We start from the raw sequence: 14,819 nt of genomic DNA, 5'->3' as shown, positions 1-14,819 counted from the left end.
ACGTTATGCGGGAGTTGAAAAAAGAGCATTTCGGTTAAAATCAGATATTTAGCAACAATTCAATTGCTCATAAAACCTAGATTCAGAAACTTAAAATTGGGTTTTTAAATTGGAGTTTTTAATCAGAAACTAGAAAAACAGAACTTGAATATTGGAGTTTCTAAACTGAATCTGAAAAAGCAGAAACTTGAAAAGCAAACTTGAATTTCGGAGTTTCTAAGCTGAATCTGAAAAACGGAACTTGAAAATTGGAGGTTTAAATTGGATTAAGAAACTGAAACATAAATATTGAGTTTCATTGCGAATAAAAATAAACAATCGTTTTGATTGTGAAATTGAAACGAAAAAAGGGAATAAAATTTAGCCAAGATTTAGGCAAGAATTAGGTTTTTAGTCGGCAAAGATAAGGCTGAAAATCGAGTAATAATTAGGAATACTTGCTAGAAACAACCCCCGCATAACAGCCACTACAACGGATTTGGGCATTAGGCTTAATGGAAAGATGGTTTTGTATTTGGGATGATTTGGCAAATCCGAAAATAGGGCTTAATTTAGTCCCAAACCCGCTGTAGTGCCAAGACGTTATAGGACATTTAATACGAATTCAGTATGGATAGAAATCTTTTAGAAAAATATGAAGATAGTAATGTTCTTAGAGCGTTAGTAAACTTTATTCCATATATTGGAGGCTCTTTGGATATCTTATTATCAGCTAAAGGATCTATATGGAGGGAAGAAAGATTAAAATCATTTCTTTCAATTCTTGATAAAAGAATTAGTGAACTTGAAAATCAAGAAGTTATAATCAAAATAAGTGAATCAGAAGAATTTTATGATTTGTTAATTCAGTCTATGAACTCTGTTATTAAGACTAGACACCATGAAAAAATAGAATGTTATGCTAATATCCTAACAAATAGTTTGATAAATCATGGATCCTCAATCAGCAGTGAATTATTTATCTCAACTCTTGATATTATAACAATTGATGAAATAAAATATTTAGCTGAATTAAAGAAGAATTCATATCAAATCCATATTGAGATAATAGACAGAAAAAAAGTCTTATGGCAAAAATATCTAAATCAATTGGAAACAACTGGTGATACAAACGTAAGCGATGAATGTATTTTCAAATTAGATATTGATTTGATATGGAAATTATTGAGCGATAAGAACCTCATAACTATAAATGGTATAAAACATCATAGAGATTTGGATTATACATATAGTACAAGAATGTCATCAATTAAAAGTTCTGTATTATCTACTAAAATGATTTCTTATAACATTACTGAATTTGGAGAAGAATTTATAGAATGGATATCAAGATAAACGTCCTATAACAGCGGTTTGGCAAGATTTGGGTTTTGTGTTTAATTTAAAGTTGGTTTTGTACTTGGGAAAGTAGTGATAAACTGAAAACAAATCTTAATTTAGTCCCAAACCTCGCCAAGCCGGCGGGACGTTAGGCGATATTTAAAGAAAAATGACAATATGATAAATAAAATTGAAGTTGAAAACTTTAGAAGTATTCAACATTGTAAAGTTGACCTATCACCATTAACCGTAATTGTGGGAGCAAATTCAACGGGAAAAAGTAATTTAATTAAAGCTATTGATTTTATATCTGATATTGCTCAATATGGCCTATTAGATGCTATTTATAATAGAGGAGGCTTTGATGAAATTTTACCAAAACAATATAAAGATTTAAAAGGCAAGGAAATAAAATTAAATTTAGAATTTAAAATTAACCCTCCAAAAAAATGGCCAACTGAATATGGCAACTTAATAGCAGAATATTCTATCACTGTTAAAAAATTAAGGGGTAATAATATAAAAATAAGTCAAGAAAAATTAAGTTTAAATTCTGTATTTTTATTAGCATATCATTTAGAGCATAATAGCAATATTAGTAGTTCTAAAAACAAGGAAAAAGAAGAACTTAACGAAGAAACTCTTCTCACTTATAAAGATTCTTCTATTTGTTTTTATAGAAATTCAAGAGATAAATTCAAATACCAAACAAATTTTGAATTAAATTCCGATAATTTAAGGCTTTTACTTAATTGGATTGGTTTAAGGGGGATTTTTTCTGAGGATATCAATATAAAAAAAGTAGATACCTTAATAGATAACATAATAGGCAATATAAGAAACCATCAAGAACAGACATCTTTACTATCGACTGATAGACATTTAATAAACTTTAGCCAACATTTAAATAAATTAGTTAAAGATATGAAATCAATATCGAGATATGATTTATTTATCAATGAATTAAGACAAGAGCAAAGTATTTCAAATACAAATAAGGTTAGTACTTCTGGAGATAATATTCCAAACGTTGTTAAAAAGTTTGTAAAAGATAATAAGATTGCATGGAATAGAATCATTGATACAATGTGTAACATTTCTCCATATTTCACCAAAGTATATTCAGAAACATTAAGGGCTGGTAAAGAATATTTAGTATTTGAAGAAATATTTGATGGAAGACCTATAGAATCTTGGGAAGCATCTGATGGAACTTTAAGAGCTTTAGCTATTTTATTATGTTTAGAATCACATGATGAAGGCTCAACCATTTTAATTGAAGAACCAGAGCATGGTTTACATCCATGGGCGGTAAAAGATTTGATGCAACATATCAGAGGTACAATTGAACAAAAGAATATTCAGGTTATATTGACAACTCATTCACAACAAGTTTTAGAATGTCTAAAACCAAACGAATTATTAATTACTGAAAGAGATGAAACAGGAACTCATTATAACAAAATAAAAGACATTGTTCGTCAAGAAAATATTACAATGGGAGAGATTGGTAGCCTTTGGACAAAAGGATTATTAAATGGCGTGCCTAAATCAATATAAGATATGGTAGATTTAGGACTCATTGTTGAGGGTCATTGTGAATATGATTCATTCCCTTCTATATTATCAAAAATACCAAATACACCATATTACGTGCCTATCGTAAATGCTGGAGGAATTGGCAATATAATGAAAAATACGCATGAAGAATTATTATCTATAATTAAACTCTATGCTCCAAAAAAGATTGTAATCAGTCTAGATTATAGAGATGCTTTACGAGAAGGATTGGTTAATAATTGTGTTGAACTAAAAGAAATTGTAACACAAAACTGCAACGATTTTATTAAATCACAACAAAATGGAAGTTTAATTCTGCCTGAGAGCATTGTAGTTGTTATTGCTGATAGAACTTTTGAAAGTTGGATATGTGCAGATATAATCTCCTTAAGAAATAATGAAAATTTTAATTCTGTACTTTTGGTCGAGGAGTTTGAAAATGTTGATATAGAAATACCTAATCCTAGTCAATGGCTTCATTCAAAACTAAAATCGGATATAGATATAAAAAACAGAAGAAATAGGGTCAAAATTTATAAAAATATAGATCCAAATATATCCAGAACTAAATCTAAATCTTTTGATAAATTTTATAGAGAAGTTACAAATACTAGAACCGAATAAACATCGCCTAACACACGCTACAAGCAATTTGGGTATTAGGCTTAATGGAAAAATGGTTTTGTATTTGGAAGATTTGGCAAATCCGAAGAATGGGCTTAATTTAGTCCCAAACTACTTGTAGCGCGGGAACGTTAGGCAAAATGCCCGAAAGCATTTCACCTAACAGGCGGGCACTTCGCCTAACTCGACGCTTGAAAAAATCTCAAGCGACTTCGTCAAGCGCCCGCCTGTTAGGCGTCAGTTTGACCGAACAGAATGCAATAAGAATGTTGATTTTAAACGAAAAATAAATGAATATTTTCAGTAAACTATTTAATAGCAACGAAAAGCCAAATTTAAATGTATTGTTCGAGAATGAAAATTTCAAAAAATTCATTTCAAAAGCAGAAGATGTCTCAATTGGCTATAGCGAAATAAATATATTCAAATTAGAAAATATTGAAAAAGAACAAATTGGATACAGCGTAACAGAAAATGGAAAATCGCTAGTCGGAAATAGTAATGGAGATTGGAAAAAGAATTGGATTGTAATTGCAACAGATAATATGGATGACCCAATATTTGTCGATATTAAAAATCCAAACTTGCCAGTTTTTATTTCTGAACACGATAATGGGCAATGGGAAGAAAATTACATTGCAATTTCAATTGAAAAATTTTCATCAATCTTAAACGATTTAAAGATTTTATCAATCAACAGACAAAATCCAGTTAAAATAGAGAAAAATCCGATTTCAGAAACTGAATTAGAATTGTTTTTAAATAAAACTAAAAATGATAATAATTGGATGGATATTGAATACTGGAAATTATTCTTAGATAATGATTAATAAAAACCGAACGCCTAACAGCTACTACAACGGATTTGGACAATTGGCTTAATGGAGAGTTGGTTTTGTATTTGGGATGATTTGGCAAATCCGAAGAATGGGCTTAATTTAGTCCCAAACCCGCTGTAGTACCAGAACGTTGGCAGTAATACCCCCAAAAATCTGCAGAAAACGAGAAATCTGAAAAAATAAATCCTTGAAAAATTGTTTCTAAAATTAATTTGACTATTTTTGTCAAAACAAATTTTGTCTTATGGAAACATTTGGAGATATTATAAAAACTGAAAGAGAAAGCAAAGGTCTTTTATTAAGACAAGTTGCTTCTGCACTCGAAATTGATCAAGCGATTATAAGCAAATTTGAGCGTGGAGAAAGAAAACCAACAAAAGAACAAGTTGAAAAATTTGCTGAATTTTACGATTTAGACAAAAATAAATTAATCACAAGTTGGTTAAGCGATCAAATCGCTAATACAATTCTCTATGAAGAAAATATTGGAGAAGTTCTAAAAGTAGCCGAAGAAAAAGCATTATACCTAAAAACTATTCACAATGGAAAATAAAATAAAAGTAGTCGAATTGTTTGCAGGAGTTGGTGGTTTTAGACTTGGTTTAGAAGGATGGAATAACAAATCTGCATCATCAAATTATAAAGAAAATTTCGAAAGTCCTTACGAAGTAGTTTGGAGTAATCAGTGGGAACCGTCAACCAAAGTGCAACACGCATCAATGGTTTATGAAACTCGTTGGGACAAAAAAAGTCATTGCAATCAAGACATTTCAACCGTAGAAGTTACTGAAATTCCTGATCACGATTTATTAGTTGGCGGTTTTCCTTGCCAAGATTATTCGGTTGCGACAACGCTAAAAAATTCCAAAGGATTAATTGGAAAAAAAGGCGTTTTATGGTGGAGCATTCACAAAATTTTGAGCGAAAAAGAAAACAAAACAAAATATTTGTTTCTTGAAAACGTGGATAGACTTTTGATTTCGCCATCAGGACAACGAGGAAGAGATTTTGCAATAATTCTAAAAAGTCTAAACGACTTGGGTTATGCCGTTGAATGGCGAGTTGTAAACGCATCAGAATATGGAATGCCACAGCGAAGAAAAAGAATTTTCATTTTGGCTTATTTAAAAGATTCTACGATTTATAACGAAATAAAAGAAACAACTTCAAAAGATTGGATTCTAAAAGATGGAACTTTAGCAAACGCTTTTCCTGTTCAATCCGATGATATTTTATTCCCAAACGAATTTAAACTCAAAGGAGATATTGTTGATATTTCAGAAAATTTCAACAAAAACGGCAAAAAAGGAATGTTTGAAAATACGGGAATAATGATTGATGGAATTGTTACGACAATCAAAACAAAACCAAGTTACGAAGACAAATTCACAATCTTAAAAGACATAATTCAAAACGGAGAAGTAACCGAGGAATTCTACATAAAAGAAGAAGAATTAGACAAATGGTTTTATCTAAAAGGTGCAAAAAAGGAAATGCGCAAAAACGCACAAGGTTTTGAGTACAATTATAGTGAAGGCGGAATGATTTTTCCAGATTCATTAGATAAACCATCAAGAACAATAATAACGGGCGAAGGCGGAAAATCCGCATCTAGATTTAAACACGTTATAAAAGTTGAAAAAGGTTACCGTAGATTATCGCCAGTTGAATTGGAGAGATTAAATATGTTTCCAGATAATCACACAAAATTTGACGGAGTAACAGACACAAAACGTGCTTTTTTTATGGGTAACGCATTGGTTGTTGGAGTTATAGAAAAAATAGGTGTCGCATTAAACCAAAAAATAAATAATGAAGTTACCGTATAATCCAAGCGATAAAAACTCCATAATTGAGTATGCAAAAAAACTAAAAGGAAAATCTTTAAGACAAGTTTGTGATGCAAAAATTTTAGAACATTCCTATTCAGGAAAGGGAAACTTTGGACAAGTTTTGGAGAAATTTTATTTTGGATATGAGCCAAACTCATTAGCAGAAGCAGATTTTGCTCAAATTGGAATGGAGTTAAAATCTTCACCTTTAAAACAATTAAAAAACAATGAATATCGCTCTAAAGAGCGATTAGTTTTAAACATCATTAACTACGTTAATGTTGTTAATCAGAATTTTGAAAATAGTGATTTTGTCAAAAAGAATGCAAGCATTCTTTTGATATTCTATTTACACCAAGCGGGTTTTGATATTTTGGACTATTTGATAAAACTTGTTGATGAATGGAGTTTTCCATCCACAGATTTAGAAATTATCAAGAAAGATTGGGAATTAATCACAAAGAAAATAGCCGAAGGAAAAGCACACGAACTTTCAGAAGGCGACACTTTTTATCTTGGAGCTTGCACCAAAGGCGCAAATGCTTTGTCGGTTAGAAAACAACCTTTTTCAGAAATACCAGCAAAACAAAGAGCCTATTCTTTTAAGCAAGGTTATGTAAATCATATAATTGCCTCGATTGCAAATGAAAGCAAAGAAATTTATGGAAAGTTAATTCCAAACGTTCAAGTTGCTAAAAAACAAACCATTGAAGAAATTGTAATTTCTAAATTTAAACCGTTTTATGGAAAAACGGAAGAAGAAATTATAAAAACTCTGAAAATCAAAATCAATACAAAAGCTAAAAGTTTTTACGCAAATTTAACAAAAGCAATTCTCGGAATTGAACTTGATAAAGAAATTGAAGAATTTGAAAAAGCAGAAATTATTGTAAAAACAGTTCGTTTAAAAGAAAATGATTTACCAAAAGAAGATATTTCATTTCCAAATTTTAAATACGAAGAAATTGTAAATGAAGATTGGGAAGAATCTGATTTCAAAGATGTTTTAGAACATAAATTCCTTTTTGTATTCTTTCAATTCGAAAACAAAAAACTTGTTTTGAAGAAAGTTAAATTTTGGAATATGCCATATCTTGACATATTAGAAGCCGAAAAAGTTTGGACAAAAACAAAAGAAATTGTTGCGAAAGGCGAAATTGTAAAAGAAATAAAAACTAACAAAAATGGCAAGGAAATTCGTTTCACGAATTTTCCTAGCAAGAAATTTAGTTCTGTTTCTCACGTTCGTCCTCACGCAAAAGATTCTTCCGACACTTTTGAACTGCCGAAAAAAGACAAATTAACAAAGCAAAATGAATACACTAAACATTGTTTTTGGCTGAACAATACTTATGTAAAAAATGAAATTTATCTGAAATAGAAACCGATAGGTACTACTGCCAACACACGCTACAAGCAATTTGGGCATTTGGCTTAATGGAAAAATTGGTTTGTATTTGGAAGATTTGTGTTTATCCGAAGATTTGGCTTCCTTAATCCCAAACTGCTTGTAGCGCGAGAACGTTGGCGGTAATTATACAACAGACATAAAAATGAACAATTTTTCAAAAAATATTTATATTGAGATTCTTCTTAAATTTCCAAGTTTGAATTTTGAAGATGAAACTGATGATGATTTTTTATTGATTCATTGTAAAAATTCAAATACAGCCGAAATTGGCGGAATTGCAATAAGAACTACAGAAGATAATTCAATATGGATTCAAAATCATATTCCAAATTCGTCATATTCAGTTGATAATATTGATGAACTTGAAATGTTAATTGAAAAAATTACTAATGAAGAAATATTTTGGGTCATTGCAAATAAGAATGGAAATTGGTATGAAACCACTTTGACTAATGACATAACAAAAATTGAAAAAGAGCCAAATGTAAATTATAAAATTCTTTCTTGGAGTGGGGAAAATGATCAAATAATAACAAAATAACTACCGCCAACAGCCGTTACACGAGATTTGGGCATTAGGTTGAATTTAAAGATGGCTCAGAATGGGAGACTGTTTGTGGTAATGAAACAAAAACATATGAGCGAGTCAAATAATACTACCGCTAACAACGGTTTGGCTCAATAGCTAAATTTACAATAAGCATCACGTTCGATTTTCCGCTGGAAAATCTTATATTAGCAAGAAAATAATCGTTCACGAAGCCGCTACTGCGCCAAGCCGCGGAACGTTGTGTGCTAGTTTAACCGAACAAAATCGTAAAAATATGACAAGAATAATTTTGATAACTTTTCTTTTTCTGTGTTACAACGTTAAAGGACAAACAAAACAGGATATTAAAACCTATAATTTTAATTACTGCTACGTCAGGGTCACAGATGCTTCTAGTAATTCATTTATAAAACCATGGGCTAGAGATGTTGAAATTATTTATGACCAATTTCTGAAAAGTATTGAAATCTTATATACAACCAATGAATTTGAGCGTGTAGCAAAAAGGCTATCATTTGTTAGCAAACAGCCAAATGGAATGTGGTATATGAAAGACAGTAGTAACGTCAATTATTATGTATTAAATCAATTGGAAAACAGCCTATTTATGTTCATGCTTGCAGAAAAAAAGCAAGGTGTAATTTTTCAGTTCGAAATGAGTAATGATTTAAAAGAATAATCTGCACACAACAGTAATATTAAACATTCTTAATTATGAGTAAACTAATAACATTTAAATTTTCCATAATATTAGTTTTAATCTCAACTTTTAGTTACTCAAAAGATGTTTTTTCTAGCAGTACTATTGAAATTTTTCAGGAATATAAAAATAGTGATGTTGTTGACCGAATTTTAAATCCGAAAAAGAAATCTATTCCCAAAAAGAAATCTACAATTTCAGTTAAAAAAACAATTCCAGTAGTTGTAAAACCAGACAAATTTTATATTCTTGACACCTACGCAAGAAATACTCCAAAAGAATACGAAAAAGACATTAAAACATTGACTCAATATTTAATTGCTCCGGCCAAAACTGATTTAGAGAAAACACGCCTCATTTTCGTTTGGATTACCAAAAACATAAACTATGATGATTATGCTTATAACACAGGAAAATATAAAGCTTATTCAGATGCAAATATTTTAAAATACAGAAAAGGAGTTTGCGATGATTTTAGTAGTTTATTCAAATCAATGTGTGTTGAAGCTGGTCTTGAAGCTGAAAAAGTAACAGGGTACGCAAAAGGATATGGTTATAAAATTGGAGACAAATTCAAAAAAGTTGACCATGCTTGGAATGCAGTTAAAATAGAAAAAAAATGGAAATTATTCGATGTTACTTGGAGTGAAGGACCCGCGATAACAAGAAAAGGGAAGTTAGTTTCTGTGAAAAAATTTGATTCCTATTGGTTTGACGTAAATCCAAAAGAGTTTATTTTTTCTCATTTCCCAGAAGAAGAGAAATGGCAAAAAACAGGTAAATTAATTACTTTAGAAAAATATGAAACAATGCCCTGGTTAATGAGTGATTTTTTTAAAATTGGTTATGATTCAAACAAAATATTTGAAGAAGCAATAGACAACAATTTCACTAAATTTGTCCCAACATATTCAACCTCTGACCCATCTTTAAAATTCATCAATTTACCTTACACCAAAAACCTAATTAAAACAGACACTTTAAATTTTCAGATTAAATCCCTTTATGCTCATGAAATAGTATTGATAGATAATAACAAATGGCTTAAATTCACTAAAAAAGACAGCGTATATTCTATAAAACACAAACCAAAAGGAAAGAAAATTCAAATTTGTGTTAAACGATACAGAAAAGGTGGTTATGAAACTGTTGCTGTTTATAGTATGGTTTCTAGAATTTAGTATTAACTAAAAACGTTATGAAAAATGATAATAAAAATTACAGACAAAAATCAATTCAATTCTGAAAGTTGGCAAATAAAAATGAGTTCTCTACTACATATTTTCATTCATAAAACTAATAACAAAAGTTATTTATTTGAATTCAAGGAATGGAAATTCTTTAGTTATAAAACACATTTCTCATACACAAGCAATGAGGTTATAGAATATGCAATAAATGGTTTTTTTGACAAACTAAATGAATTCATTAAGCAAAAAGAGAAATGGGAAATTGATTTTCTAAAATTTGAAAATTTAAAATTTAAAACAATCTTATATTTCAATGAAAATTATAAAGATATTTCTGCAAATGTCTTTTCTCCTCAAGAACACGAACCTTTTGGTAAAAGTGAAATCAAAAAAGTAGAGATGAAACCAAGTGATAAAGCTTTGTTTGATGCAACTGAACAAATCAATATTGGAAATCTAGATGAAGGGTATAAAATTCTTTCTTTTGCAAATCTACTATATGAAAAAGATATAAATATTTTATTTCTATTAGCAAAAATCTCAATGGTATTAAAGAAAACCGAAGTAATACCTAGCCATGTTATTGCTTTAATAGCAGAAAAAGAGAACAAAAAGTTTACTTTAGAACAAGAAGAAGAATTTAATAATATACTAATGAATTATCAAAAAAATTTCATGTAAAAAACCAGCACACAACAGCGGTTTTGTGCCATTGCTAGGCTTGGGCTTCCTTTGGAAAAAACTCCGTTTTTTCCAATCTGGGTTTTGTACTTGGAAAGTTTTAGCTAAATTTACGCAACGGCGACAAAGCCGGCGGGACGTTGGAGAAAATCCTTCGGCTTTCCTCCAACGATAGGGGGATTTGCGTCGGAAAGCCCGAAAACGGACTTCCTCCAACCAGAGATTTGCAAAAGCAAATCCCTTCGCAAATCCCCCTATCGTTACCTGCAAGCTTAAAAGAAATCACGATGGAAAACAAAATCACGACAAATTTGGAACTTTATGATTTGGTCGAACTTCATACTACAAGCAACAAAATAAAGCAAATTGCCGAACTGTTTTTAACAGCGATGAATGATTGGCCAACATTTAACCTAAATGAAATTACAGACTTTATTAAAGAAGTAAAAGAATATTTTGGTTCACCTTTGACACTTGAAAAAATTGACGCTAAAAACAGAAATGAAATTGACGAAGTGAATTTTTGGCGAATTGAATCAGGAAGTTCAATTGCCGAAATGATCGAGCTTTCAAAATTATATTTTAACGAAACTGACTTTGACAAAATTGTGAGTGATATTTTAATTTATTACAGCAAAAAAGAAATAAGCAAACCATAAATAAAAAAGCCTGCAGGTAACAGCCACTACAACGGATTTGGGCATTGGGCTTAATGGAAAGATGGTTTTGTATTTGGGATGATTTGGCAAATCCGAAGATAGGGCTTAATTTAGTCCCAAACCCGCTGTAGTGCCAAGACGTTAGTGAAAATTCATAAAAATACGAATGGGTAAATAAAGTCATATCGATTCGGAAAATGAAATCCAAAAACTGGCGCAACAAAACTCAATACGAGCGAAGCTCGATTTTTTTTTATGTTTATGAGTTTAACACTTGTCAAATCCCTGTAAAAAAGAATGAGAAACGTTGTGCAATAGAAACGGCAAAACACGCAGCAAAAAACTCATTTTTCTCTTTGTGTGTCACAACCCCACGACAATAGTGGTTTGTGTTAATCATATGTGTTTGATTCCCCTCTAAATAAAATGATTTACCAAAGCTTATTCAGGGAAATAGAATTACATTTTTTTTCTCATTCTCGCCACAGGAATATCCAATTGCTCACGATATTTTGCAATGGTTCTTCTGGCAATAGGATAGCCTTTTTCTTTAAGAATATCAGCCAATTGGTCGTCTGGCAAAGGTTTATTTTTGTCTTCTTCTGCAATGACAGATTGAAGGATATTTTTAATTTCGATAGTAGAAACTTCTTCGCCTTGATCATTGGTCATCGCTTCCGAGAAGAATTCTTTAATTAGCTTGGTTCCGTAAGGTGTATCTACATATTTACTATTGGCAACTCTAGAAACGGTCGAAATATCCAACCCAATCATATCGGCAATATCCTTTAGAATCATTGGCTTTAGGTTCGCCTCGTCTCCATCAAGAAAATAGTCGCGTTGAAAATGCATGATAGCATTCATCGTAACATACAATGTTTCCTGACGTTGTTTTATAGCATCGATAAACCATTTTGCTGAATCTAATTTTTGTTTGATAAACTGAACAGCATCTTTCTGAGCTGTCGATTTATCTTTAGAATCCTTGTAGGTTTTCATCATGTCCTGATAATCTTTCGAAACATGAAGTTCGGGCGCATTTCTTCCGTTTAAGGTCAATTCTAATTCGTCATCTACAATTTTTATAGCAAAATCAGGAACAACGTGCTCTGTCATTTTGTTACTTCCTGTATAAGCGCCACCTGGTTTTGGGTTTAATCGTTCAATTTCGTCGATTCCGTTTTTGAGTTGTTCTCTCGAAATTGAAAATTTCAACATCAATTTGTCGTAATGTTTTTTAGTAAAAGCTTCAAACTGATCCTGAATAATATTCATCGCCAAAGCAACAGATTCAGTAGGTGTTTTATGCTTTAATTGCAACAACAAACATTCTTGCAAATCTCTTGCTCCTACACCTGAAGGTTCTAATTCGTGAACAATATGTAGTATTTTTTCGACTGTTTTTTCATCGGTATAAATACCTTGTGTAAACGCCATATCATCGACAATATCTTGTATTGTGCGTCTAATATAACCCATATCGTCGATACTTCCCACAAGAAACTCCGCAATATCACGCTGCTCATCAGTCAAGATAAAAGTATTTAATTGATTGATTAAATCTTGATGAAAACTAACTGGTGCCGACAATGGTGATTCTCGATCTTCATCATCATCGCTATAATTATTAGCTTGGGTTTTGTAATCTGGTGTTTCGTCGTTGCTTAAATATTCGTCTATATTTATGTCGCCAGAGTCAATATTCTCATTGTCGTCATAATCATCGTATTCATCATTGTTGTCAAACTCATCTTTTTCGTAAATTTCTTCTTGGTCATCACCGCCTTCCAATGCTGGATTTTCGTTCATTTCTTCCAACAAACGTTGTTCGAAAGCTTGCGTAGGCAATTGAATTAACTTCATCAACTGGATTTGTTGTGGAGATAATTTTTGAGATAATTTGAAATTTAGAAACTGCTTGAGCATTGAGTTTAATCGTTAATTCGGTTAATCGTTTATTTGTTTAATCGATTAATCGAATTAACGATTAACCGAATCAACATTCAATTAAAATTCTGCATTCATAGGTGTTCTAGGAAAAGGAATTACGTCACGAATGTTTGTCATTCCTGTTACAAACAACACCAATCTTTCGAAACCAAGTCCGAAACCTGAGTGAACGGCGCTTCCGAAACGACGTGTATCTAAATACCACCACAATTCTTCTTCATCGATTCCTAAGGCTTTCATTTTTTCGACAAGAACATCAAAACGCTCTTCTCTTTGTGAACCCCCTACGATTTCTCCAATTCCTGGAAAAAGGATATCCATCGCACGAACTGTTTTTCCGTCTTCGTTCAAACGCATATAAAATGCTTTGATATTTGCTGGATAATCAAACAAAATTACTGGACATTTGAAATGTTTTTCAACTAAATAACGTTCGTGTTCTGATTGTAAATCAGCTCCCCATTCGTTAATAATATAGTTGAATTTTTTCTTTTTGTTTGGAGCACAATCTCTTAAAATATCTATCGCTTCGGTATAAGAAACACGTTTGAAATTGTTTTCTAAAACAAAATTTAGTTTTTCTAACAAAGCCATTTCACTACGTTCTGCTTGTGGTTTTTGCTTTTCTTCTTCTGTCAAACGACTTTCTAGGAATTTTAAATCGTCCTGACATTTATCTATCGTATATTTAATCACATACTGAATAAAATCTTCCGCCAAGTCCATATTATCATTCAAATCATTGAAAGCTACTTCTGGTTCGATCATCCAAAACTCAGCCAAATGGCGAGAAGTATTTGAATTTTCGGCTCTAAATGTTGGTCCAAAAGTATAAATCTGACCCAAAGCCATCGCAAAAGTTTCGCCTTCTAATTGTCCTGAAACCGTTAGATTGGTTTCTTTTCCGAAGAAATCTTTTTTGTAATCTATTTTTCCGTCTTCGGTTCTTGGTGTGTTATCGAAAGGCAAAGCGGTAACTTTAAACATTTCTCCAGCACCTTCAGCATCTGAACCTGTAATAATTGGCGTATTTACATACACAAAACCTTTTTCTTGAAAATAATTATGCACCGCAAATGACAGTACCGAACGTACTCTCATAATCGCTCCAAAAGCATTGGTACGAACACGCAAATGTGCATTTTCACGCAAAAATTCCAATGAATGTTTCTTTGGTTGCATTGGAAATTTCTCAGCATCAGAATCTCCCAGAATTTCTAATTTAACTACTTGTATTTCATATTTTTGTCCAGCACCTTGGCTTTCTACCAAATTTCCTGTTACTGAAACTGCTGCTCCAGTTGTAATTCTTTTTAAGGTTTCTTCTGGCGTGTTTTCAAAATCGACTACACACTGAATATTATGTATCGTCGAACCGTCGTTTAATGCTATAAACTGATTGTTTCTAAAAGTTCTTACCCAACCTTTTGCATTTACTTCTTGAAGCGTTTTTGTACTATTTAGTAAGTCTTTTATTCTTGTATGTTTCATTGTAATTTGATA

Annotated in this window: 14 protein-coding genes; 12 read left to right on the top strand and 2 right to left on the bottom strand. The window is 31.4% G+C overall.

Annotated elements, in window-relative coordinates:
• The first annotated feature begins 609 nt into the window (after positions 1–609).
• The 12 genes from BM053_RS09090 (at position 610) to BM053_RS09030 (ending at position 11,366) form a co-directional block, all read left to right on the top strand.
• Positions 610–1,335 carry an Abi-alpha family protein gene (locus BM053_RS09090; protein WP_091476623.1) on the top strand — a complete coding sequence of 242 codons (726 nt, stop codon included), beginning with the start codon at positions 610–612 and terminating at the stop codon, positions 1,333–1,335.
• Between the two features lie 162 nt (positions 1,336–1,497).
• Complete coding sequence (locus tag BM053_RS09085) at positions 1,498–2,880, top strand: AAA family ATPase (protein WP_244148517.1); 1,383 nt, start codon at positions 1,498–1,500, stop codon at positions 2,878–2,880.
• 3 nt (positions 2,881–2,883) lie between these two features.
• Positions 2,884–3,504 (top strand): DUF4276 family protein, encoded by a 621-nt coding sequence (locus BM053_RS09080; RefSeq protein WP_091476619.1) that lies wholly within the window; start codon positions 2,884–2,886, stop codon positions 3,502–3,504.
• 290 nt (positions 3,505–3,794) lie between these two features.
• Positions 3,795–4,334, top strand: a complete 540-nt coding sequence (locus tag BM053_RS09075) for a hypothetical protein (RefSeq protein ID WP_091476616.1) — start codon at positions 3,795–3,797, stop codon at positions 4,332–4,334.
• Positions 4,335–4,587: 253 nt separating this feature from the next.
• Entirely contained in the window at positions 4,588–4,896 is a 309-nt protein-coding gene (locus BM053_RS09070) for a helix-turn-helix domain-containing protein (protein ID WP_034098013.1), read from the top strand.
• Entirely contained in the window at positions 4,886–6,172 is a 1,287-nt protein-coding gene (gene dcm, locus BM053_RS09065) for a DNA (cytosine-5-)-methyltransferase (protein WP_091476613.1), read from the top strand. The genes BM053_RS09070 and dcm overlap by 11 nt, the downstream gene beginning before the upstream one ends.
• Complete coding sequence (locus tag BM053_RS09060) at positions 6,156–7,556, top strand: Sau3AI family type II restriction endonuclease (protein WP_091476611.1); 1,401 nt, start codon at positions 6,156–6,158, stop codon at positions 7,554–7,556. Before dcm ends, BM053_RS09060 begins: the two co-directional genes overlap by 17 nt.
• Before the next feature lie 172 nt (positions 7,557–7,728).
• Positions 7,729–8,127, top strand: coding sequence for a hypothetical protein (locus BM053_RS09055; RefSeq protein ID WP_091476608.1), 399 nt, complete (start codon positions 7,729–7,731; stop codon positions 8,125–8,127).
• A 283-nt stretch (positions 8,128–8,410) separates the two neighbouring features.
• Positions 8,411–8,815 carry a hypothetical protein gene (locus BM053_RS09050; RefSeq protein ID WP_091476605.1) on the top strand — a complete coding sequence of 135 codons (405 nt, stop codon included), beginning with the start codon at positions 8,411–8,413 and terminating at the stop codon, positions 8,813–8,815.
• Between the two features lie 35 nt (positions 8,816–8,850).
• Positions 8,851–10,017: a transglutaminase domain-containing protein gene (locus BM053_RS09045; RefSeq protein WP_091476601.1), complete on the top strand. Its 1,167-nt coding sequence runs from the start codon at positions 8,851–8,853 to the stop codon at positions 10,015–10,017.
• A gap of 24 nt (positions 10,018–10,041) precedes the next feature.
• Positions 10,042–10,707, top strand: coding sequence for a hypothetical protein (locus BM053_RS09040; RefSeq protein WP_091476599.1), 666 nt, complete (start codon positions 10,042–10,044; stop codon positions 10,705–10,707).
• Between the two features lie 287 nt (positions 10,708–10,994).
• Positions 10,995–11,366, top strand: coding sequence for a hypothetical protein (locus tag BM053_RS09030; protein ID WP_091476595.1), 372 nt, complete (start codon positions 10,995–10,997; stop codon positions 11,364–11,366).
• A 459-nt stretch (positions 11,367–11,825) separates the two neighbouring features.
• Here BM053_RS09030 and rpoN read toward each other — a convergent pair whose 3' ends face one another.
• Together rpoN and asnS are read right to left on the bottom strand one after the other, a co-directional pair.
• A complete protein-coding gene (gene rpoN, locus BM053_RS09025; protein WP_091476593.1) occupies positions 11,826–13,292 on the bottom strand; it encodes an RNA polymerase factor sigma-54 in 1,467 nt (488 codons plus the stop codon).
• Positions 13,293–13,373: 81 nt separating this feature from the next.
• On the bottom strand, positions 13,374–14,807 hold the full coding sequence (gene asnS / locus BM053_RS09020; protein WP_091476591.1) for an asparagine--tRNA ligase: 1,434 nt from the start codon (positions 14,805–14,807) through the stop codon (positions 13,374–13,376).
• Between the last annotated feature and the right edge of the window lie 12 nt (positions 14,808–14,819).

Origin of the sequence: Flavobacterium swingsii, from assembly GCF_900111965.1 — a bacterium.
Classification (GTDB): Bacteria; Bacteroidota; Bacteroidia; order Flavobacteriales; family Flavobacteriaceae; genus Flavobacterium; species Flavobacterium swingsii.
This window is presented reverse-complemented; position numbering and strand designations above follow the sequence as displayed.